Below are 21,709 nucleotides of genomic sequence, written 5' to 3' on the forward strand. Positions count from 1 at the left end.
TCGCCCGGAAGGGGCCGCGCGCCGGCCCCTTCCGCCCGTCCGCCGCTGACGCGTGCCCGGACAGATTCCAACAAAGGAGCAGACATGACTCGCTATCCCCGTGACATGCGCGGCTACGGCGCGACGCCGCCGGATCCGCGCTGGCCCGATGGCGCGAAGATCGCCGTGCAATTCGTGCTGAACTATGAAGAGGGCGGCGAGAATTGCGTCCTGCATGGCGACGAGGCCTCCGAGGCGTTCCTGTCGGACATTCCCGGTGCGGTGCCCTGGCCGGGCCAGCGTCACTGGAACATGGAGTCGATCTATGAATACGGCGCGCGGGCCGGGTTCTGGCGGTTGCACGATCTGTTCACCGGGGCGGGTATTCCGCTGACCATCTATGGCGTCGCCACCGCCCTGGCGCGCAGCCCCGAACAGGTGGCGGCGATGACCGACGCCGGCTGGGAGATTGCCAGCCACGGCCTGAAATGGATCGACCACAAGGATATGCCCGAACACGAAGAGCGCGCGGCCATCGCCGAAGCGGTGCGCCTGCATACCGAGGTGGTCGGCGAACGGCCGCGCGGCTGGTACACGGGCCGGTGCAGCGCCAACACCGTGCGCCTTGTCGCCGAGGAAGGCGGGTTCGACTATATCTCGGATTGCTATGACGACGATCTGCCCCACTGGCGCGAGTTCGCCCGGCGCGATCAACTGATGATCCCCTACTCGCTGGAAACCAACGACATGCGCTTTGCCGCCACGCCCGGCTGGGTGACGGGCGGCGATTTCGAGACCTACCTGAAAGACACGTTCGACACGCTGTATGCCGAGGGCGCGGCGGGCGCGCCGAAGATGATGACGGTGGGGCTGCATTGCCGGCTGATCGGCCGCCCCGGCAAGATCGCCGGGTTGCGCCGCTTCATCGAGCATGTGCAGCGTCACGAGGCCGTCTGGTGCCCACGCCGCAGCGACATCGCGCGGCACTGGGCCGCCACCCACCCCCACCATCGCCAGGAACGCCCCAGCGCAATGAAAGAGGCACGGTTCACCGAGGTGTTCGGACCGGCGCTTGGCGCGGGCAAGTGGCTGGCCCCGCGGGCCTGGGCGCTGGAACTGGGGCCGGGCCATGACAGCGCCATCGGGCTGCACAATGCCTTTTGCCGCGCCCTGCGCAGCGCCTCTGACACGGAGCGCGCGGCGCTGGCGCAGGAGATGGCCGGGGCGGCGCAGTCCGCCACGGTCGGCGCGGGCGGCGATGATCCCGCGGCGGTGACAGACGCGCGCGCCGTCGACCGGGCCTGCACGGCGTATGAAGCCGCGCTTCTGCCGCGCCTGCGAGAGTTGCTGCCATGAGCGGCGCGCGCATTCTGGCCGCGCCCTTGACGGCAGAGGCCTTTGCCCCGTTCGGCGACGTGATCGAGGCACGGGGCGCGCCCGATATCATGATAAACCAGGGGCGCTGTGGCCGGTTCCACGACCGCGCGCGGCTTGATTTCGGGGACGAGGGTCGCGCCGGGCTGAGCCTGTTCGATGCCGAGGCCGAGACCCTGCCCGTCAGCCTCGGGATGATGGAGCGTCACCCGCTGGGCAGCCAGGCCTTCGTGCCGATGGATCCCGTGGCGATGCTGATCTGTGTGGCCCCGGACGCGTCGGGCCGCCCCGGCGAGCCGCGCGCCTTTCTCAGCCAGCCCGGACAGGCGGTGAACCTGCTGCGCGGCGTCTGGCACGGCGTCCTGAACCCGATCGGCGGGCCGGGCCGGTTCCTGGTGATCGACCGGATCGGGGCGGGCAACAATCTCGAGGAACACTGGTTCGAGCACCCTTTCACAGTCCAGGGAGACCTGTCATGAGCGACCGCATCTATGCCTATCCCGAGGGCGGGTTGCCGCCCCAGAGCCAGCTGCTGACCGGCCGCGCGGTGTTCACCGAGGCCTATGCGGTGATCCCGCACGGCACGATGAGCGATATCGTGACCAGCAAGCTGCCGTTCTGGGACAAGGCCCGGTTCTGGGTGCTGGCGCGGCCCCTGTCGGGCTTTGCCGAGACATTCTCGCAATATATCGCCGAGGTGCAGCCGGGCGGCGGCAGCGACCGGCCCGAAACCGAAGCCGGGGTCGAGGCGGTGCTGTTCGTCGTCGACGGGACGCTGCGGCTGACCCTGGAAGGCGTGGCGCACGAGATGGGTGCGGGCGGATACGCCTATATTCCGCCCGGCACGGACTGGCAGCTGAGGGTTGAGGGCGAGGCGCCGGCCCGGTTCCACTGGATCCGCAAGGCGTATCAGGCGGTTGACGGCATCGACGCGCCCCCGGCCCTGGTCACCGACGAGGCAGACATCGCACCGACCGCGATGCCCGACACCAACGGCAGATGGGCGACCACCCGCTTCGTCGATCCCGACGACCTGCGCCACGACATGCATGTGACCATCGTTACCCTGCAGCCGGGCGCGGTGATCCCGTTTGCCGAAACCCATGTCATGGAACACGGGCTTTACGTGTTGCAGGGCAAGGCGGTCTACCGGCTGAACCAGGACTGGGTCGAGGTCGAGGCCGGCGATTTCATGTGGCTGCGCGCGTTCTGCCCGCAGGCCTGCTACGCCGGGGGGCCGGAGCCCTTCCGCTATCTTCTCTACAAGGACGTGAACCGGCACATGCCGCTCGCGTCGGGTGCCTTGCCGCGTTGAGCGGCGCATCCCGGCGGCGGTAGTCGACACGCCGCCGGGCCAATTCAAAAAACAATAATCAAGTCGACGGACAGAGAGGACACAATGACTGCAATCGAAACTAACCACGGCCATGCCGGGTCCACGCTGGACCCGGAGGGCAACACGCTGCAGCCGGTCAAGGCCAGCGAAAAGACTTGGGGATGGTTCGCCATCTTCAACGTCTGGGCCAACGACGTTCAGTCGCTGTTCGGCTATTCGCTGGTGGCGTCGCTGTTCATATCCTACGGAGTCAGCGGCTGGACCGCCTTTGCGGCGCTGATCGCCGCGGGCCTCTTTACCATGTGGATGGTCAACCTGTCCGGCGCGCCGGGCGAGAAATACGGCATCCCCTACCCGGTTCTGGCCCGCGCCAGCCTTGGCACCAGCGGCGCGCGCCTGCCCGCGGTTTTGCGGGCGACGGTCGCGGTGTTCTGGTACGGTGTGCAGGTCTACTTTGCCTCCACGGCAGTTGCGCTGCTGATCCGGTCCCTGACCGGGATCGAGGCCGGGGGCGCCGAGGTTCTTGGCCTGACCGGGATCGACTGGCTGTCGTTCTTCATCGTCTGGGCCTTTCATATCGTGATTTTCTGGCGCGGCATGAACTGGGTCGAGACCTTCCTGAATATCGCCGGTCCGCTTGTCTACCTGGTGATGATCGGCCTGCTGATCGTGCTGTGGCAAAAGGCCGACGGCCAGCTGCTCGAGGCGACGGCCACGATCTTTGCCAACCCGGATGCGACTTTCCTCACCGAGTTCAACGGCTTCGTCGCGATCGTCGGCACGATGGTGGCCTATTTCGCCGCCGTGATGATCAACTTCAGCGATTTCTCGCGTTATTCCCGCGACAAGCGGTCGATGGTGATGGGCAACCTGGTGGGGCTGCCGTTCAACATGATCCTGTTCTCGGCGCTGGCCCTGCTGACCACCGCGGGCGCGGCTGTCGTCTTTGGCGAGGAAATCACCAACCCCAGCCTTATCGTCGAGCGCACCGACAGCGTGCTGCTGGGGGTCATCGCCGCGCTGACCTTCTTTGCGGCCACGGTCGGGATCAACCTTGTCGCCAATTTCATCCCGGCGGTGAACGGCATCGCCAACCTCGCGCCGGAAAAGATCAGCTTTCGCAAGGCGGGGCTGATCACCTCGTTCCTGGCGCTGATCATCGGCGGGTTCTGGACCAGCTTCATCAGCGAGGTCGGCATCAGCGGCTTCGTCAACACGCTGGGGGCGACGCTGGCCCCGGTCTTCGGGATCATGATCGTGGACTACTACCTGCATCGCGGGCAAAGCCTGGATTTGGATGACCTCTACGACATGTCCGGGGGGCGCTATCACTACAGCAACGGCTGGAACCTGACCGCGGTCAAGGTGTTCGCCATCGCCGCGATCTTCTCGGTCGCGACGGTCTGGGTGCCGTGGTTCGGGTTTCTGTCCGGGTACAACTGGGTGATCGGAGCCTGCCTTGGCGGCGCGTTGTACTACGCGATGGCCAGGACGTCCGCCACGACCTGACCCTTGCACGCATGACGGCCGGCGGCAGGATCATGCCGCCGGCCTGTCAGACAACGTGCAGCCCTTTTGGCCCGGTCCATCCCCGGACAAGGCGCACATGCGCCGCACGAGAGCGGCCGCTTCCCCGAAAGGCGCCTTCACATTCCAAACTCCCCGGCGGCGGCCTGATGAGCAAGATCGTTCCGGTCGAGGATGCCGCCACCGTCGCCACCTGTTTCGAACTCATGCGGCAACTCCGTCCGCATCTTCTGCTGACGGCTGTTGGTCCTGGTCATGCGCCGCATCGGCAATCCTTGCCATAGAGCGAGCCACGGTGAGAGATTTGCGCAAAGCGGGGCCCTCAGGACTCCCCCTGGCGGGTCGAAAATCGAAAGCCGAAGTCCCGACCGGGCACGGCCAAACGTCATAACAGAGAGCTTTATGACGAGGTAACGCAATGTGCGATGGCAGCGACCGCGGGTTCGGCACCCATCCAAACCCGCTCGAATTGGCTGGGAAAGTCGGTGGCCAGCCCGACGGGGAGCACGCCGGGCGCGACGTTTCACGCATCCCGGGCAACGTCCTGCCGTGCAGCGAGTTCTTTGCCGACGACGCAGCCCTTCTGAAGGCGTTCGAGTATCAGCGCAGCTTTTGCCTCGACGCGGACACCAAAGCCTCCGCGACCTTCATGTTGTCCGACTATATCGCGGTATTGATGAAAGTGCTGATCCCGCTCTTCATGCATCACCGGATCGTGCCAAGCCTCGCCCCCCGGAATGTTGGGCTGAGCTTTCACCAGGCCACCGACCAGCCGACCGATCCGTCCCAACCACAGCCAAGGACGATGCGTGTCGTCTTTTTGTCTTCCGATCTCGCGGCAGCGCCGGACCTGTCGGCCATTCCCACCCGGGAGGGTGCCACGAAGCCGGACCTGGCCGAAGCACTCAGAACGGAAACCGAACGCCATTTCGCGCCACTGATCTCTCGTCTGAGCGCCCTTTCCGGGCTGGCGCCTGCCGCATTCTGGCGCCTCGTGGCGGATGGTATCGCGGCGGAATTTCTGACGGTCGGCAAAAACACAGGCGAGGAAGCGCCTGCCAAGGCCCTGGCGTTGAGGATCGTGAAAACGGAAGGCTCTCCGCTGAACAATGCACAGCTGCATTTCTTCGACCTCGAGCTGGCCGTCGCGGGCGAGCCGTCCAACCGCGTTTGCCTGCGCGCACGTGGAGGATGCTGCCGGTACTATACGGTCGAGGCGGGCAGGTTCTGTACCACCTGCGTTCTGAAGACCCCTGCCCCACGCAACCGCGATCTTCGGATCGCTCTTCGCCGGCGCTTCGGATTGAGCGATTAGGCGCGGAAAGGACCATTGCGAATATTTTTTTACGAGAATGGTCCCAAGCGCAATGGCCCAAACGTCAGATAAGGGAACGGATCACAGCCGCCGCCACGCATCCGCGACAACCCAAGACAGATCGCGATGACGCGGAGGGCAGAATGACACAGAATACCGAGGCTTGGCGCAACGCAGCACGCGTGCGAAAAACGTCCGTGAAGCCGACAATGGCCGCAGCAATACTGGCAAGCATTTGTCTGGCGACAGACGCTCCGGCCCAAAGCTTTCCCGCAACGGCGGACGCACAGAAGATATCGGTCGCAGCGGGAAGCCTGACACAGGGTCTCAATGACCTGGCGCGGCAGACCGGCCTGCAGATCCTCTTCGATCCCGCGCTTGCCTCCCGAACATCGACGCCCTGGACTTGCTGCTTTCGGGCACGGGACTGGAGCCGCGCTTTGCCGGCGCCAACCAGGTCGTGCTGGAACGGAAAGCCGACGAGAGTGCCGCGACAATGCAGGATGGTGCCGTCAACCTGGGCACGATCACCATCTATGGCAACAGGAGCGCGACCACGCTCGGAAGCACCGATGCAAGTGTCGGCATCGTCGGCTCGGACCAGATCCGCGACGGTCAGATCCGGTCTTTCCGGGACTCCTTCCGTCGACTGGGCAACGTCATCGATGGCGACTGGACGGATAACGGGTTCATCATCCGCGGCGTAAACTCCGAGGGATTGGTGCCGGGCGGAGCACCTCTGGCCTCGCTCTATGTCGATGGTGTCCAGCAGACGAGCCAAGGCACACGGCGCGGCGCCCGCTCCCTGTGGGATGTCGAACAGGTCGAAGTCTACCGTGGCCCCCAGTCAACGCTTTCGGGCCGGGCTGCAATGGCCGGGGCACTCTATATCAAGACAAAGGACCCTGTCTTCGAGAAGGAAGGAGAGATCTCCGGAACCATCGGTTCGAACGGCCTTCGCGGCACCGCATTCATGCTGAACACGCCGCTCAAGAACAACCAGGTGGCGCTTCGCTTCTCCGGGGTCTTCGAAAGAAGCGAGAACGATATCGAGTATCCGACGTTCTCGTCCTTCACCCATCTGGACGATTTCACCACCGACACGAACTACCAGATTCGGGCCAAACTGCTGTTTGAACCGAAGGCTTCCCCATCCACGCGCGCCCTGCTGAGCTACTCGTTCTCGCACGACGATCCCTACGTCCGCGATATCGGAGGGCCGGGCCTTGGCTTCGACTTTGATGACGAGCGCGGGGACTTCACGATCCCCGCCTATGTCGAACATCGCCCGACCGACGTGCACAATCTCGGCCTTGAGGTCACCCACGATCTGACAAACGCGCTGCGTTTCACCTCGATGACGGCCTTCAGCTACTCGGACACCCAACGGCAATCGCCGAATTACCGGACACCGGGTGAGATCAACACCTATCACGGGCACTATAGAAACCTGTTGGCGTCCCAGGAGTTTCGCCTCAATTACGAAGACGAAAGGCTGACCTGGGTCGCGGGGCTCTACGCCGCCTACGAGCACGAGGACAACTTTTACGACCGGACCATCTATGACTACCGGAACCAGGTCCAACGCAACGAAAGCTCCAGCGAAAACTACGCGATTTTCGGTGAGGCGACCTATGAGGTGATCCCGACGGTGAATGTCACACTTGGCGGACGCCTCGACTACACCCGTCAGGATATCCGCCAATACCTTGAAAGGACCGAACCCCTGGGGGGAGTCACCACGGTTCGCACCGCGTCGGACAACCGGCGGAGTTACGAGTCGGCCCGGCAGCTCTTTGGCGCAGCGGGACAGGCAATCGAATCCGACCCGGACCTCCGCGCCTTCGAGGCGAAGCCAGCCAGGCCGGCAGGCCCTAAGATTGCGGTCATCGCCGTGGCACTTGCCATTGGCATCGGCAGCTTTTTCTGGGCCGACGGCCCCATGCGGCTGCGGGCCGATCTGATCGCCGGGATTGACGAGATGCCGCGGGTAACGCTCGGGGATGGCTCGGTGGTGCAACTGAACGCGGGGTCCGCGATCGCGGTCGATCTCGACCCGGGACAGCGCAGCGTTCATCTGATGCGCGGCCAGGCCTATTTCGAGGTCGCGCCCGATCGCGATCGACCTTTCTCCGTAACCGCTGGCACGACCACTGTCGTCGCTCTCGGCACCGCATTCGATGTTCGGCTCGGCCAAGCCGATATCGCGGTCACGGTGACCGAGCATAGCGTTCTCCTTGACCTAGGCGAAGACAGGACAACGCAACTGAACGAGGGGCAACAGGGGCGATACCAGATCGCCGGCGCACAGCTTACCGTGGAAGACTCCGATCATCACCGCGCCCTGGCATGGCGAGACGGCAAGCTGCTTCTCGACGACACCCCGATCGACGAAATCATCACTGAAATCGACAAACGAATGTCCGGGAGAATTTTCGTGACAGGGGCCTCCCTCGACAAAAGACGACTGAGCGGGACCATCGACATCACCGATCCGGTTGCTGCTCTGTCCTTTATCGAGCAGGCGCTTGATGCCAGGACACTTCAAATCGGACCGATGATCATCATGAGGCTTGACTAGGCCCAGGACCCTGCCCTGACACGCGCGCCGGAGGCGCCACAGCGTCACGTGATGATATATTCGGGAAAATGGCGCACCTGAAAGGATTCGAACCTTTGGCCTCTGCCTTCGGAGGGCAGCGCTCTATCCAGCTGAGCTACAGGTGCCTGGTCGACGCTATAACTCGTTCGGTCCAGTGCCGCAACGGCGAAAACGCCCGCGATGTGGTGCAGGCCGCGGGAGGTGTCGTGGCCCGGGCGGACGCGCCCGGGCCGCACGGGTCAGGGACGCGCGCCGCCCTGGGTGCCGGCGCCCTGGTTGCCCCCGCCGCTCGACTGAGGCTGGCCCGTGGGGTTGCGCGGGGTTTGCGGATAGTCGTCCGGCAGGCATTCCTCGCCGCCGCCGGCAGTGCCTTGCTGGCCGCCGCCCGGACAGCCGCCGCCGCCCCCGTCGCTGTCATACTTGGTCATGATCGGGTCGGGCGTGATCGCGGCCCGGCTCGGGGTCGTGGGGGGCTCGGTGCAGGCCGACAGGCTGGCGCCCATCAGGGCGACGAAGGCGGTTGTGTGAAGTTTGAACATGATGCTCTCCTTGGTGGTCCGGCCATGGGTCGGCCCGCCAGGAGGATCCGTTCAAACTTTTCCGGCCGTCAGGCGAAAAGCTCGTGCGCCAGTTCCAGCGCGTCGATGAGCGCGTCGACCTCGGCCTCGGTGTTGTAAAGGCCGAAGGACGCCCGGCAGGTCGCCGTCAGCCCGATGTGATCCATCAGCGGCCCGGCACAGTGATGGCCCGCACGCACCGCCACGCCCTTCTTGTCGAGGATGGTCGAGATGTCATGCGCATGGGCCGCGCCGTCCAGCGTGAAGGAGAAAATCGCCGCCTTGTCCGGCGTCTGCCCCTGCACCTGCAACCAGTTGAGGCCCCCCAGGCGCCCCACCGCATAATCGCGCAAGCGGTCCTCGTGGGCGGCGATATTCTCCATCCCTAGCCCCATCATGTACTCCAGCGCAACGCCCAGCCCGATGGTCTGCACGATGCCGGGCGTGCCGGCCTCGAATTTCATCGGCGGGTCGGCATAGGTCACCTCGTCCTTGGAAACCTCGCGGATCATGTCGCCACCGCCCATGAAAGGGCGCATCTCGGCCAGCCGGTCCTTGTGCACGAAAATCGCGCCCGAGCCGGAGGGGCCGTAAAGCTTGTGCCCGGTGATGGCGTAGAAATCCACACCCAGCTCGTCGAGGTTCACCGGCATATGCACCGCCGCCTGGCTGCCGTCGACTAGCACCGGCACGCCCTTTTCATGGGCGGCGTCGGTGATCGCCTTGATATCCACCTTGGTGCCCAGAACGTTCGACAGATGCGTGATCGCAACCAGTTTCGTTTTCGGCCCGATGGCGTCGATCACCTTTTGCGTGTCCAGCGCGCCGGTGCTGTCGGTATCCACCCATTTCAGCGCCACGCCCTGACGTTCGCGCAGGAAATGCCAGGGCACGATGTTGGCGTGATGCTCCATCACCGACAGCACGATCTCGTCGCCCGCCTCCATCCGGGGCATGGCCCAGCCATAGGCGACCATGTTGATCCCCTCGGTGGTCCCGGAATTCAGCACGATCTGGTCCTCGTCCGCCACGCCCAGGAAGCGCGCGATGATGCCGCGCACGCCCTCGTATTTCTCGGTCGCCAGGTTCGACAGGTAGTGCAGCCCGCGATGGACATTGGCGTATTCTTCCGAATAGGCCCGCGTGATCGCGTCGATCACCACCTGCGGTTTCTGCGCGCTGGCGCCATTGTCGAGATAGACCAGCGGCTTGCCGTTCACCTCTCGCGACAGGATCGGAAAGTCGCGGCGGATCGCCTCGATATCGTACATCTCAGATAGCTCCTGTAAATCCGCCCGCGATGCCGCCGATGACGCCCATGATGATCGAAAGGCCGATCAGCACGCCGAATATGGCGACGATCATCACGCCGAAGGCCTTCAGCGGGCTGTCGAAGGCGTGCGCCACGTCCAGCATGTTGGACACCGCCCACATCCACCACACGAGGAAGACCAGCAGTCCCAGCGACGACACGAAGGGGATGAAAAGGCCCAGAATGGTAAACCCGGCCACCAGCACGAAGCTGACCGCCTGCAACAAGGTGACCACGGCCAGCACCTCGGGGACCGTGCCCCGGCCGCCAAGCGCGCGGCCGATCCAGAACAGCATGAAGACCGAAAAGACCGCCCGCGCCCATTGCATGCCAGCGAAGATCAGCGGCGAGCTGTAGACCGGCGACGCTTCCAGCATACGCCCCAGGTCGCCCTCGGGCATCGGCGCGGCCTGCACCAGCGCGGCGACCAGCGCAGAGGTCACGACCGAAATCAGCGACAGCGCGATCCACAGCGCCTGAACCGGCCACCTCAGGGCGATCATTTGCTCGGCGCCCATGCGCGGGTCGCGGATGGTGGTTGCGAAAAGGGGTTTCAGCACCGCCGCGTTCATGTCTGCCCCCATCCGGCTTCGCGCAGGTCGGACAGCCAGACCCACAGAAACGCCACAAGCCATATCGCGCCCACCGCCGTCAAGCCCGGGCCGGGGCCGATGAACCCCGCCACGAGGCCATGCAGCAGCTTGATCGGGCTGGCCACCAGCCACGCCCAGAACAGCGCCAGCCGCGTGGCATAGGTCGAGGCGCGCCCGCCCATCAGGCGCAGCACAAGCTGGGTGATCGTCCCGATGGCGTAGAAGATCAGCGGCGCGATGAAGATCCACCCCAGCAGCGCCCCGCCCAGCATCGGGTTCAGCTCCTGCCCGGTCAGGTGCGCCTCGCGCGCCAGGCGCGGCCATTCGGACACGAAGAAGATCGCGCAGCCGGCCATCAGGATGGCCAGCGCACGCCCTTCATTCGCGCCCATCGCCAGCAGGCGACGGAACACCGTTCGCGGGCCGCGATAGGCGGCCACGATATCGGTGGTGACCGGCATCAGCCGCGCCGCCGCACCAGCCAGCCTTCGAGGCGCTCGACGATCCCGTCGCGCAGGCCCTCGTCCTCGATCTCTTCCACCGCCTCGGCCAGGAAGGCCAGCGTCAGAAGGTCGGTGGCGATGGGCCTGGGCACGCCGCGCGCGCGCAGGTAAAAGAGCGCCTCCTCGTCGATCGCGCCCGAGGTCGAGCCATGCGAGCAGGCCACATCGTCGGCGTAGATTTCCAGCTCCGGCTTGGCCAGGAACTCGCTGTCGCCATCCAGCAGCAGCGACTGGCTGATCTGGTAACCGTCGGTCTTCTGCGCGCCCGCTTTCACCAGGATCTTACCCTGGAAGACGCCGGTGGCACCGTTGCGCAGGACCTTCTTGAACACCTGCCGGCTTTCGCAATTCTCGGCGTCATGGGTGATGAAGACGGTGTCGTCATGGTGGAAATCACCGTCGCCCACGCAGGCGCCCGCGACATGCGCAATGGCATCGTCGCCGGTCAGCTCGATCACGCATTCATTGCGCGTCAGCACGCCGTTGGCGGTCATGGTGAACGACTTGAAGGCGCTTTCCCGTCCCAGCCGCGCGAAGATATGCGTGACCGCGCGCCGCTCGTGGTCGCGCCCTTGCGTGCGCACGTGGTTGAACGCGGCGGTGTCGGCCACCTCGACCTCCATCACCTTGTTGAACCGCGCGGCGGCGGGACCGTTTTCCAGCACGGTCAACTCGGCGCCCGAATCCAGCTTGATCACGTGGTGCAGGATCGCGTCGGAAGTCTCTGATTCGTGGTGATAAATCAGGTTTATCGGCTTCGATGCCTTGCCGGTCACGTGGATCAGCACGCCGTCAGTGGCGGCCGCCGTGTTGAGCGTCGCGAGGGGCCGCGCCACCGGCGTCTGGCCATTCGTTTCCAGCGCGCCGTAAAGGTCCTTGGCCCAGTGAATGTCGGCCTGCCCGGCCTCGGCCAGACGGTCGATCTTCACGCCTTCGAGGCTCAGGTCGTCGCTGGCATCCGCGTCGAACACACCGTCGCGGAACACGATCTTCAGGCGCTCGACATCGTCGAACATCTCGGTCTCGTCGCTCTCGAACACCGCGGCCTTGGGCGCCTCGGCGTCGACCAGCGTGTCGGGGCGGGTGAATTTCCAGTATTCATCCCGCGCGTGCGGCAGGCCCGCGGCCCGCAGCCGCGCCAGCGCATCCTCGCGCGGCGCTTTCGTCCAGCCCGACGCCTCGGGCAGGCTCAGCGCGGCAAGGCGCGCCTCAGTGGCGTCCTGTTTCGCTTGGGGCAAGGCCATTACGCCACCTCCGCCTTGATCTCGGCATACCCGTTCTTCTCGACCTCAAGGGCCAGTTCAGGCCCGCCGGTTTTAACGATGCGGCCATCGGACATGATGTGCACCACGTCGGGTTTGATGTGGTCCAACAGGCGCTGGTAGTGCGTGATCACCAGGAACCCGCGACCCTGATCGCGCAGCGCGTTCACGCCTTGCGACACCAGCTTCATCGCGTCCACGTCAAGGCCGGAATCCGTCTCGTCCAGGATGCACATTTTCGGTTCCAGAACAGCCATTTGCAGGATCTCGTTGCGCTTCTTCTCACCGCCCGAGAAGCCGACGTTGACGGGGCGCTTCAGCATGTCGTTGCTCATCTCCAGCGTGGCCGCCTTCTCGCGCACCAGCTTGAGGAAATCGGCGGCGCTGATCTCGTCCTGCCCGCGCGCCTTGCGCTGCGCGTTCAGGGCGGTGCGCATGAAGGTCATGTTGCCCACGCCGGGGATCTCGACCGGGTATTGAAACGCCAGGAAAAGCCCCGCCGCGGCGCGCTCTTCGGGTTCCATGTCCAGGATGTCCTCGCCTTCCAGCGTGGCCGTCCCGCCCGTGACCTCATAGCCGTCACGGCCCGACAGAACATAGCTCAGCGTCGACTTGCCAGAGCCGTTCGGCCCCATGATCGCGTGCACCTTGCCCGCCTCGACGGTCAGGTCGACGCCTTTCAGGATGGTCTTGTCCTCGTCTTCAAGATCGACCTTCAGGCCTTTGATCTCCAACATCTTTCTCTCCTTTTCCTGTCGCTGCCCCCTCAGGGGCGCAGCATCATCTCGATCACGTTCAACAGCTCGTTCTGCGGCAGGTTCAGCGGTTTAATCTCGAACCCCGCCATGCGCCCCGTCATCTGCGGGGCGCCAATGAAATTCTCGACCACGTGGTACTGCTTGCGCCGCTTGTAGTCGTCGACGAACAGCTGCACCGGCCGCTCGGTGCGCAGCGCCGTGGCCATCACGCATCCCGTCCGAAACCGGCCATCCACCAGCACCACGTCGGGCTGTCGGAATTCGGGCAGATCCCAGACCTCCAGCGGATAGCGCGGATAGCGCATGTACTGCTCCGCGTCGGTCGGATAACCCCACTCTTTCGTCGGGCCTATGTCGGACCAGATCACGTCCACCTCGGTGCCTTTCGCGGGCGCGTTCTCGTCGAACCAGCCGCGCATCATCAGCGCCCAGTCCTTGTCGCTTTCGACCGAAAAGACCCGCTTGCCCGGCATCTCGCCCGCCATCACGGTCGACCCGCCCGACCCGTATTCCAGGATCACGTCTGCACCCGCGTAGGCCGCGCGCAGCACCTCCGCCTCGGCCTCCGGCAGCGTCAGCTCGGGCCGCGATATGGTGGCGGTCGGGGTCATGTCAGTCCAGCACCACTGCCGTCCCGCTGGCCGAGACCATCAGCATGGAATCCGCAACTACTTCATAGTCCAGATCTACACCCACCACGGCATTCGCGCCCACCGCCTTGGCCCGCTCCTCCAGCTCGCGCATGGCGGTGTCGCGGGCATCCTGCAACTTGGTCTCGTAGGCGCCCGAGCGCCCACCGACGATATCCGTCACCTGGGCGAAGAAATCGCGAAAGACATTCGCCCCCATTATCGCCTCGCCCACCACGATACCGCGGTAGTCGATGATCTTGCGTCCTTCGATGTTCTGCGTGGTCGTGATGATCATTTTCTTACCCTTGGAATTTTCGACTGTGCCCGAAGCATCTGGTCGATCCCCTTTTGCGTTTCCGCTTCGCGCATGGCGCGATACGCGTTCTGCGCCTTCCGCTTCGCCGAGGTTTGCAGGCCTCGTATCCAGGCGCCAACCACGATCCCGCCGACAGCCGCCACGAAAAGCGTCACGAAGATCTTCCAGTAGAGCGGTAGCCAGGCGATCTCGACAGCGGAGAACGTGACCGTCCCGGCCAGGCACAGGGCTGCGAACGTCGCGAAGCCTTCGCGCCCCCCGTCCGTATGCCCGGGATGGTGGATGTCACGCAGCATAGCGTCGTCCCGATCGAACCCGCTGAACATCAGCCCACCGTCCTTCCGACCATGATCGCGCCGCCCGGCATGGCGCCGCTGCCGGCGACGATATTGCGCCCTTCGATGCTGTGCGTGGTCGTGTCGATCATTCTATCGTTTCGCCTTGCCGTCCGAGGCCGCGCGTGCCTCCTGCAAAAGTCCTGCCACGCGCACGCTCAGCCACCCCCAGATCATGAACAGGACCAGCCCCATGCCAAGTTCGGCCAGCTCTGCCTGACCGGGCCGGATCCAGCCGCTTTCGACCGCCTGCAGCGCGATCTCGTCATGGCTCATCGCCAGAACGAACACCAGGAAATGACCAAGCAGCAGCATGGTAAAGGTCCGGGTGCCGGACCGCAGGCGCCCCGAATGGCCAAGCCTCGGCAGCCGGCTCCGGGTCGCCTCGGGTGTCCGGCACCCTTCGGTCATCCCACGCTGCCTTCCAGCGAAATCGCCACCAGTTGCTGCGCCTCCATGGCGAACTCCATCGGCAGGGCCTGAAGCACATCCTTGCAGAACCCGTTCACCACCAGCGCCACGGCCTCTTCCTCGTCCATGCCGCGCTGGCGGCAATAGAACAGCTGGTCGTCATCCACCTTCGACGTGGTCGCCTCGTGCTCCACCCGGGACGAGTTGTTCTTGACCTCGATATAAGGCACCGTGTGCGCCCCGCATTCCGAGCCAATGAGCAGGCTGTCGCACTGGGTGTAGTTGCGGCTGTCCTTCGCCTTGGGATGCATCGAGACAAGGCCGCGATAGGTGTTCTGCGCATGCCCCGCGCTGATACCCTTCGAGACGATCCGGCTCTTGGTGTTCTTGCCAAGGTGGATCATCTTCGTGCCAGTATCGGCCTGCTGCCAGTTGTTAGTGATGGCGATGGAATAGAACTCGCCCTGGCTTTCATTGCCGCGCAGGATGCAGCTGGGATATTTCCACGTCACGGCCGAGCCGGTTTCCACCTGCGTCCACATCACCTTGGCCCGGTCGCCCCGGCAATCGGCGCGCTTGGTGACGAAGTTGTAGATGCCGCCCTTGCCGTCCTCGTCGCCGGGGAACCAGTTCTGCACCGTGGAATATTTCACCTCGGCATCTTCCTCGACGACGATCTCGACGACCGCCGCGTGAAGCTGGCTGGTGTCACGCTGCGGCGCGGTGCAGCCTTCGAGGTAGCTGACGTAAGAGCCCTTGTCGGCGATGATCAAAGTCCGCTCGAACTGGCCGGTGTTCTCGGCATTGATGCGGAAATAGGTGCTCAGCTCCATCGGGCAGCGCACGCCCGGCGGGACGTAGACGAAGGACCCGTCCGAAAAGACCGCCGAATTGAGCGTCGCATAGAAGTTGTCGCTCACCGGCACGACCGAGCCGAGGTATTTCTTCACCAGTTCGGGATGCTCGCGAATGGCCTCGGAGATCGAGCAGAAGATCACGCCGGCCTTCTCCAGCTCCTTCTGGAAGGTCGTGCCGACGGACACAGAGTCAAACACCGCGTCCACGGCCACCTTGCGGCCCTCCGCGGGCGCCTCCTCGGCGCCTTCGACGCCAGCCAGGATCATCTGTTCCTTCAGCGGAATACCCAGCTTTTCATAGGTCTCCAGCAGCTTGGGGTCGACCTCGTCCAGCGACTTGGGCTTCTGCTCCATGCTCTTGGGCCGGGCATAGTAATACTGGTTTTGAAAGTCGATCTCGGGATAATCAACCATCGCCCAATCCGGCTCTTCCTTCTGCAGCCAGCGCTCATAGGCCTGCAAGCGCCACTCGGTCATCCACTCCGGCTCGCCGTTCTTTTCCGAGATCAGCTTGACGATCTCCGGCGTGAGGCCCTTGGGCGCGTATTCCATCTCGATGTCGGTTTCCCAGCCGTACTTGTACGTGCTGATGTCGCGCACCGCATCGACCGTTTCCTTGTCGACGCCTTCCTTGACTTGGGTTTCGTCCAGTGCCGCCATTGGGCCACCTCCTCGGTTTTGTCTCTCACGCCGCACGGGCGCGGAACTTCTCGTGTTGCCTGGCCCAGGCTTGCGCGAAGGCCACAACGTCGTCTTCGCTCGTGTCGGGGCCCAGCGAGACCCGGACGGCGCTGGCCGCCTCAGCCTCGTCGAACCCCATCGCCGCCAGCACGCGGCTGGCCTTGACCTTGCCGCTGGAACAGGCCGAACCGGCCGAAATGGCGAACCCCGCAAGGTCCATCGCCATCACCTGCGTCTCGCCCTTCCAGCCGGGCGTGATGAAGCAGGACGTGTTCGGCAGCCTTTCTTCGGATTTCCCGACAAAAATAGTCGCTGGGGCGGATTCCTCAATAGCATTTTCTAGAATCCTTCTAAGTTTTTTCACCCGCTCCCACGCGCCATCCTCCAGATCGCGCTGCGCCGCGCCGACCGCGGCGCCGAAGCCCGCGACGCCGATGATGTTCTCCGTGCCCGACCTGCGACCCATCTCCTGCCCGCCGCCAGCGCTGAGCGCCGGAATGTCCACGCCCTGCCGGACGATCAGCGCGCCGACACCCTTGGGCCCGCCCAGCTTGTGCGCCGACATCACGGCCAGGTCCGCACCGGACCAGGCAAACGAAAACGGCAGGCGGCCCACCGCCTGCGTGATATCCAGAAGCAGCAGGGTCTCGCCGGTCTCGGGCTGCGTCACAACCCCGGTCTCGGAATTGGCCAGCCCCATCGCGCGCACCACTGGCTCAGCCTGACCCGGCGCGTGATGCGCCCAAAGCGCGTCATGCGCGGTCGCCTGCACATCCACGCTGTCGAAGCCCGCCAGGACCCGCGCCGCCTCGGTCGCGCCTGAGGTGAACACCACCTCCTGCGGCTTGCAGCCCACCGCGGCGGCCACCTGCCCCCGCGCCCGCTCCACCAGCGCCTTGGCGCTGCGCCCCTCGCCATGCACCGAAGACGGGTTGCCGACCACATCCATCGCCGCGACCATCGCCTCCCGCGCCTCGGCCCGCAACGGCGCGGTCGCGTTGTAGTCGAGGTAGACCCGGCTCAAACCGCCCACCCCTTCCTCTGGCCAAAAATATCCCGGGGGGAGCGGCGAACCCATGGGTTCGCCGTTGGGGGCAGAGCCCCCTCCCGCCGCGACGCCGAAGGCGGCGCAAAACCTGTCGCCGCAGGCGTCCTCATTCCTCGTCCACCACGGCGAAAAGCGACGGAACGGCGGGACAAGGCGCCAGCGAATTGCCCACCACGTCGCTCAGCCTCGTCTGGTGCAGGAACACGTAGACCTGCGCGCTCAACCCCTCCCACAGCCGGTTGGTCATGCTCTGCGCCCGCGAGCCGCTCGTGGCGCCCGAGGCGCCCGCGCCCTTGTGCATCGCATCGATGGTCTCGTCCACCGCGGCCAGGATGTCCACCGCCCGGATCTCGGACGCCGGCCGCGCCAGCTTGTAGCCGCCGCCGGGCCCGCGCACCGAACTCACCAGCTCGGCCCGGCGCAGTTTCACAAACAGCTGCTCCAGATAGGGCAGCGAGATGCTCTGCCGGTGCGAGATGTCGCTGAGCGTCACCAGCCCGTCCTTCTGCTGCAACGCGATATCGACCAGCGCGACCATCGCGTAGCGTCCCTTGGTGCTGAGTTTCATCGTCTCCCCCAAATACCCGGCGAGTCAGTGGCTTGGCGGGCGGGGAAATGATTGACCTTGCCCCATCAACCCCCTATCTCGCGTGAAGCCGCAGAATCCATTCGGTTGTTTAGAATAGTTCTAAGGTGCTTGATCAATTCCGTCAAGAATTGACCGGCGCCCGAAATGCAAGGGGACACGCATGCCCGAGGTCATCTTTCCCGGCCCCGAGGGCCGCCTGGAAGGCCGCTACCACCCGCAACGAGAGCGCGACGCGCCCATCGCCATCATCCTGCACCCGCACCCGCAGTTCGGGGGCACGATGAACAACAAGGTGGTCTACAACCTGCACTACGCGTTCCACAAGCTGGGCTTCACCGTCCTGCGCTTCAACTTCCGCGGCGTGGGCCGCAGCCAGGGCGAGTATGACCAGGGCGTGGGCGAGCTTTCCGATGCCGCCTCGGCGCTCGACTACCTGCAGTCGATGAACGCCAACTCGAAACATTGCTGGGTCGCGGGCTTTTCCTTCGGCGCGTGGATCGGGATGCAGCTCTTGATGCGCCGCCCCGAGATCACCGGCTTCGTGTCGGTGTCGCCGCCGGCCAACATGTACGATTTCTCGTTCCTCGCCCCCTGCCCGTCCTCGGGCCTGATCATCAACGGCAGCGCCGACCGCGTGGCGCCGCCCGCCGACACGCAGGCCCTCGTGGGCAAGCTGCACGAGCAGCAGGGCATCACCATCACCCACGAACAAATCGAGGGCTCGGGGCACTTCTTCGAGGAGCCGCACATGGAGACGATGATCGGCACCGTCAGCGATTACGTCAAACGCCGCCTTACCGAGACCACGAGGTAACGGCCCATGGGCGTGACCGAGGATCTGGCCGACGAACTGGCGCTCAAGGTCATCAAGTATGTCGATGCCTCCGGGGACGACGGCGTGATCTCGGAAATCGTCGGCATCCTCGGCGCCACCTCGCAATCCGCCGAAGAGGCGTTCCTGACCTCGATGCGGGTGCGCCGCGCCAACATGGCGGCGCGCGCGCATCTGCTGAACCGGGTCAGGAAGTTCCAGGAACAGCAGGGCACGGAGGGCGGCGCGGCCAAGGACGCGCCCGAAACCTGACGGCGATCGCACTTCGCACGGGCGATCCGTGCCAAGCGGGCTAGGTGCCCGTCCAGACACGTGCGGCGCCGGGCTCTCGCCCCGCGCACGACAACCAAGCAGGGAGACACCATCATGGCACGCACCATCATCATCGAAGAGTTCGGCGGACCGGAGAACCTCAAGCTCGTTGACCGCGAGGTCGGCGAACCCGGCCCCGGCGAGGTGCGCATCGCCCACGTCGCCTGCGGGCTGAACTTCATCGACGTCTACCAGCGCACCGGGCTGTACCCGCTGGAGCTGCCCCATGCCCTTGGGATGGAGGCCGCGGGCATCGTCGAGGCGGTGGGCGACGGTGTGACCCACCTGCAACCGGGCCAGAAAGCCGCCTATGCCGCCACCCCGCCCGGCGCCTATTCCGAGGCCCGGGTCATGCCCGCCGCGCAGGTCTGCCCCCTGCCCGACGACATCCCGTTCGAGGACGCCGCCTCGATCATGCTTCAGGGCATGACGGTGGAATACCTCTTTCACCGGGTCTGGCCCCTGAAAAAGGGCGACACCGTGCTCTTTCACGCCGCCGCCGGGGGCGTGGGCCTGCTGGCCTGCCAATGGGCGCGCTCCGAGGGCATCACCCTGATCGGCACCGCCGGCACGGATGAAAAATGCAAGATGGCTGTCGATAACGGCGCGTCGGCCTGCATCAACTACCGCACCGAGGATTTCGTGGCCGAGGTCAGGAAACTGACCGACTACAAGGGCGTCGACGTGGTGATGGACGGGGTCGGCAAGGACACGTTCGACCGCTCGCTCGACTGCCTGAAACCCCTGGGCATGATGATGTCCTTCGGCAACGCCTCCGGCCCGGTCGAGCCCGTCAGCCTGCTGACCCTGGCGCAGAAAGGCTCGCTGAAGCTCACCCGCACGACGCTCTTCACCTTCCTGGCGGACCACGAACGCTGCCAGGAAATGGCGCGCCACCTCTTCTCGAAGGTGCAGTCCGGCGACGTGAAGGTGAATATCGGCCAGACCTGGAAACTGGAGGATATCGCCGAGGCGCATCGCGCACTCGAGGCGCGCGAAACCACCGGCTCGACCATCCTCACGCTTTGATCACGATTGCGGGAACTTTCCTTGGCGTGGTGCAGTTGAGCGACTGCACGCCAAAGCGGGCACGCCAATTGTGCCCGCCCGGCAAATCGGAGAAGAAGACCCATGAACAACATCATCTATATCGTCGGCCTTATCGTCATCGTCGTTGCCATCCTTTCTTTCATCGGCATCGGGTGAACGAGGTCCCGGGGTCCGACCTCCAGGGAAGAACTGAATGAACAAACGGGCGCTTTTGCTCAAACTGGCGCAGGACATGCGCGCCAGCTACTGGTTCATTCCGGCCAACATGGTGTTGTTCGCGATCGTTCTGGCCTACGGGTCGGAATGGCTCGACCACAATGCCGAGATCCTTCCGTTCCAATTCCCCGAATCCCTTATAGATACCCAGGTCGAGGGCGCGCGCAGCACGCTCTCGACCATCGCGACCTCGGTGATCGGTGTCACCGGCGTGATGTTTTCCATGACCATCGTCGCGGTGTCCTTCGCCGCGGGTAATTACGGCCCGCGCCTGATCGGGAATTTCATGCGCAACCGGGGCAACCAGATCAGCCTCGGCATCCTGATCGCCACCTTCGTCTATGCCCTCTTGATCCTGCGCGCCGTGCAGGACCCCTCCGAGACCGCCGAGATCGAGGCCTTCGTGCCGCAATATTCCATGCTGCTGGCCATGCTCGGCTGCATCATCGCGGTCTTCACGATGATCTATTTCGTCCACCACGTGCCTGAAACGATCAACGTGGGCAACATCACCGCCGGCCTGGGCCAGCGGCTGGAGGCCGAGATCAAGGCCATCATCGACGCCGAGGACGCCCGCGACAAGCGCCGCGAGGTCACCTATCCCGACCGCGACCCGGACCACCGGATCGCCCTGAACGCCGCCGGCTACATCCGCACGCTGAACTACCAGCAGGTCGAAAAACTGACCGACCGCGACGACTGGCTCCTGCGGATCGAACAGCAGCCGGGCGATTTCGTCAGCTCCTTCACGCCGGTGATGTCGGTCTGGTCACACGAGGCGCTGTCGGACGACGATATCGCGGAGCTGCGCGACTGCTACGCGCTTGGCACCAGCAAGACCGAGCATCAGAACGTGCTCTTTCTCGTCGATGAACTGGTCGAGGTGTTGGCCCGCGCCCTCTCCCCCGGCGTCAACGATCCGTTCACGGCGATCAACTGCCTCAACTGGATGCAGAACGCCCTGTCGGTCGCGCGGCACCATGGCGAGGGTCTGGGCGAGGACGGCGCCGGCAAGCACGCGCTGGGGCCTCGCCTGACCTACGACACCCTGTTCGAGCGCAGCTTTCTGGCCTCCAAGCCCTATACCGACACGGACGAGCTGACCAAGGCGCAGTACGAAAAGCTGGTGGCGGAGTTGAAACGGTCGCAGTGAGCGCCGCGCGATTGCCAGACCGCGGGGTGGCGACCCGTCGGCTGTTCAACGCACTTTATCGCAGCCACATCCGTAAAGCCTCAGATTGATGCGCTAACGTGCCCGAATCGCCAGCCCGGGGGGCGGTCTGGCGATCGCGCGGCGGCGCGGCGGTGCCGC

General features: G+C 64.7%; 24 protein-coding genes and 1 tRNA gene. 10 read left to right on the top strand and 15 right to left on the bottom strand.

The window, feature by feature from the left end:
• Positions 1–84 precede the first annotated feature (84 nt).
• From puuE to FIU89_RS10260, 4 genes are all read left to right on the top strand, one after another.
• A complete protein-coding gene (puuE, locus tag FIU89_RS10245) occupies positions 85–1,335 on the top strand; it encodes an allantoinase PuuE (protein ID WP_152492498.1) in 1,251 nt (416 codons plus the stop codon).
• A complete protein-coding gene (locus FIU89_RS10250) occupies positions 1,332–1,832 on the top strand; it encodes an ureidoglycolate lyase (protein ID WP_152492499.1) in 501 nt (166 codons plus the stop codon). The genes puuE and FIU89_RS10250 overlap by 4 nt, the downstream gene beginning before the upstream one ends.
• Positions 1,829–2,668 carry a bifunctional allantoicase/(S)-ureidoglycine aminohydrolase gene (locus FIU89_RS10255; protein WP_152492500.1) on the top strand — a complete coding sequence of 280 codons (840 nt, stop codon included), beginning with the start codon at positions 1,829–1,831 and terminating at the stop codon, positions 2,666–2,668. Before FIU89_RS10250 ends, FIU89_RS10255 begins: the two co-directional genes overlap by 4 nt.
• A gap of 84 nt (positions 2,669–2,752) precedes the next feature.
• Positions 2,753–4,198: an NCS1 family nucleobase:cation symporter-1 gene (locus FIU89_RS10260; protein ID WP_152492501.1), complete on the top strand. Its 1,446-nt coding sequence runs from the start codon at positions 2,753–2,755 to the stop codon at positions 4,196–4,198.
• Between the two features lie 137 nt (positions 4,199–4,335).
• Here the strand turns inward: FIU89_RS10260 and FIU89_RS22275 are convergent, their stop codons facing one another.
• Positions 4,336–4,473, bottom strand: coding sequence for a hypothetical protein (locus FIU89_RS22275; protein WP_172978083.1), 138 nt, complete (start codon positions 4,471–4,473; stop codon positions 4,336–4,338).
• A gap of 161 nt (positions 4,474–4,634) precedes the next feature.
• Between FIU89_RS22275 and FIU89_RS10270 the strand changes: the two genes are divergently transcribed.
• Positions 4,635–5,531 carry a ferric iron reductase gene (locus tag FIU89_RS10270; protein ID WP_152492502.1) on the top strand — a complete coding sequence of 299 codons (897 nt, stop codon included), beginning with the start codon at positions 4,635–4,637 and terminating at the stop codon, positions 5,529–5,531.
• 406 nt (positions 5,532–5,937) lie between these two features.
• Entirely contained in the window at positions 5,938–8,112 is a 2,175-nt protein-coding gene (locus tag FIU89_RS22465; RefSeq protein WP_216647068.1) for a TonB-dependent receptor, read from the top strand.
• 69 nt (positions 8,113–8,181) lie between these two features.
• Here the strand turns inward: FIU89_RS22465 and FIU89_RS10285 are convergent.
• The 14 genes from FIU89_RS10285 to FIU89_RS10350 all read right to left on the bottom strand — a co-directional run bounded on the left by FIU89_RS10285 (position 8,182) and on the right by FIU89_RS10350 (position 17,966).
• Positions 8,182–8,258: transfer RNA gene (locus FIU89_RS10285), tRNA-Arg, on the bottom strand.
• Positions 8,259–8,372: 114 nt separating this feature from the next.
• On the bottom strand, positions 8,373–8,672 hold the full coding sequence (locus FIU89_RS10290) for a hypothetical protein (protein WP_152492503.1): 300 nt from the start codon (positions 8,670–8,672) through the stop codon (positions 8,373–8,375).
• 68 nt (positions 8,673–8,740) lie between these two features.
• Complete coding sequence (locus FIU89_RS10295) at positions 8,741–9,961, bottom strand: cysteine desulfurase (protein WP_152492504.1); 1,221 nt, start codon at positions 9,959–9,961, stop codon at positions 8,741–8,743.
• Between the two features lies 1 nt (position 9,962).
• Entirely contained in the window at positions 9,963–10,574 is a 612-nt protein-coding gene (locus FIU89_RS10300; protein WP_172978084.1) for a Yip1 family protein, read from the bottom strand.
• A complete protein-coding gene (locus FIU89_RS10305) occupies positions 10,571–11,056 on the bottom strand; it encodes a YIP1 family protein (protein ID WP_152492506.1) in 486 nt (161 codons plus the stop codon). Before FIU89_RS10305 ends, FIU89_RS10300 begins: the two co-directional genes overlap by 4 nt.
• Positions 11,056–12,342 carry a Fe-S cluster assembly protein SufD gene (sufD, locus tag FIU89_RS10310; RefSeq protein WP_152492507.1) on the bottom strand — a complete coding sequence of 429 codons (1,287 nt, stop codon included), beginning with the start codon at positions 12,340–12,342 and terminating at the stop codon, positions 11,056–11,058. Before sufD ends, FIU89_RS10305 begins: the two co-directional genes overlap by 1 nt.
• Positions 12,342–13,097 carry a Fe-S cluster assembly ATPase SufC gene (gene sufC, locus FIU89_RS10315; protein ID WP_152492508.1) on the bottom strand — a complete coding sequence of 252 codons (756 nt, stop codon included), beginning with the start codon at positions 13,095–13,097 and terminating at the stop codon, positions 12,342–12,344. Before sufC ends, sufD begins: the two co-directional genes overlap by 1 nt.
• A 29-nt stretch (positions 13,098–13,126) precedes the next feature.
• The gene (locus tag FIU89_RS10320; protein WP_152492509.1) at positions 13,127–13,729 is read right to left on the bottom strand and encodes a hypothetical protein; all 603 of its coding nucleotides are present in this window, start codon (positions 13,727–13,729) and stop codon (positions 13,127–13,129) included.
• A 1-nt stretch (position 13,730) separates the two neighbouring features.
• A complete protein-coding gene (locus FIU89_RS10325) occupies positions 13,731–14,045 on the bottom strand; it encodes a heavy metal-binding domain-containing protein (protein WP_152492510.1) in 315 nt (104 codons plus the stop codon).
• Positions 14,042–14,392 carry a hypothetical protein gene (locus FIU89_RS10330; RefSeq protein ID WP_152492511.1) on the bottom strand — a complete coding sequence of 117 codons (351 nt, stop codon included), beginning with the start codon at positions 14,390–14,392 and terminating at the stop codon, positions 14,042–14,044. Before FIU89_RS10330 ends, FIU89_RS10325 begins: the two co-directional genes overlap by 4 nt.
• Before the next feature lie 102 nt (positions 14,393–14,494).
• Positions 14,495–14,812: a hypothetical protein gene (locus tag FIU89_RS10335; protein ID WP_152492512.1), complete on the bottom strand. Its 318-nt coding sequence runs from the start codon at positions 14,810–14,812 to the stop codon at positions 14,495–14,497.
• Positions 14,809–16,329: a Fe-S cluster assembly protein SufB gene (gene sufB / locus FIU89_RS10340; protein WP_152492513.1), complete on the bottom strand. Its 1,521-nt coding sequence runs from the start codon at positions 16,327–16,329 to the stop codon at positions 14,809–14,811. Before sufB ends, FIU89_RS10335 begins: the two co-directional genes overlap by 4 nt.
• Before the next feature lie 25 nt (positions 16,330–16,354).
• On the bottom strand, positions 16,355–17,374 hold the full coding sequence (locus tag FIU89_RS10345; RefSeq protein WP_152492514.1) for a cysteine desulfurase family protein: 1,020 nt from the start codon (positions 17,372–17,374) through the stop codon (positions 16,355–16,357).
• A gap of 130 nt (positions 17,375–17,504) precedes the next feature.
• Complete coding sequence (locus FIU89_RS10350) at positions 17,505–17,966, bottom strand: Rrf2 family transcriptional regulator (protein ID WP_152492515.1); 462 nt, start codon at positions 17,964–17,966, stop codon at positions 17,505–17,507.
• A 181-nt stretch (positions 17,967–18,147) separates the two neighbouring features.
• Between FIU89_RS10350 and FIU89_RS10355 the strand changes: the two genes are divergently transcribed.
• The 4 genes from FIU89_RS10355 to FIU89_RS10370 all read left to right on the top strand — a co-directional run bounded on the left by FIU89_RS10355 (position 18,148) and on the right by FIU89_RS10370 (position 21,550).
• Complete coding sequence (locus FIU89_RS10355) at positions 18,148–18,801, top strand: alpha/beta hydrolase (RefSeq protein ID WP_057789434.1); 654 nt, start codon at positions 18,148–18,150, stop codon at positions 18,799–18,801.
• A 6-nt stretch (positions 18,802–18,807) separates the two neighbouring features.
• On the top strand, positions 18,808–19,071 hold the full coding sequence (locus FIU89_RS10360) for a hypothetical protein (RefSeq protein WP_152492516.1): 264 nt from the start codon (positions 18,808–18,810) through the stop codon (positions 19,069–19,071).
• Positions 19,072–19,185: 114 nt separating this feature from the next.
• Positions 19,186–20,160 (top strand): quinone oxidoreductase, encoded by a 975-nt coding sequence (locus FIU89_RS10365; RefSeq protein WP_152492517.1) that lies wholly within the window; start codon positions 19,186–19,188, stop codon positions 20,158–20,160.
• 214 nt (positions 20,161–20,374) lie between these two features.
• Positions 20,375–21,550, top strand: coding sequence for a DUF2254 domain-containing protein (locus FIU89_RS10370; protein ID WP_152492518.1), 1,176 nt, complete (start codon positions 20,375–20,377; stop codon positions 21,548–21,550).
• The last annotated feature ends 159 nt before the right edge of the window (positions 21,551–21,709 follow it).

It is taken from the genome of Roseovarius sp. THAF27, from assembly GCF_009363655.1.
In the GTDB taxonomy this organism is placed as follows: Bacteria; Pseudomonadota; Alphaproteobacteria; order Rhodobacterales; family Rhodobacteraceae; genus Roseovarius.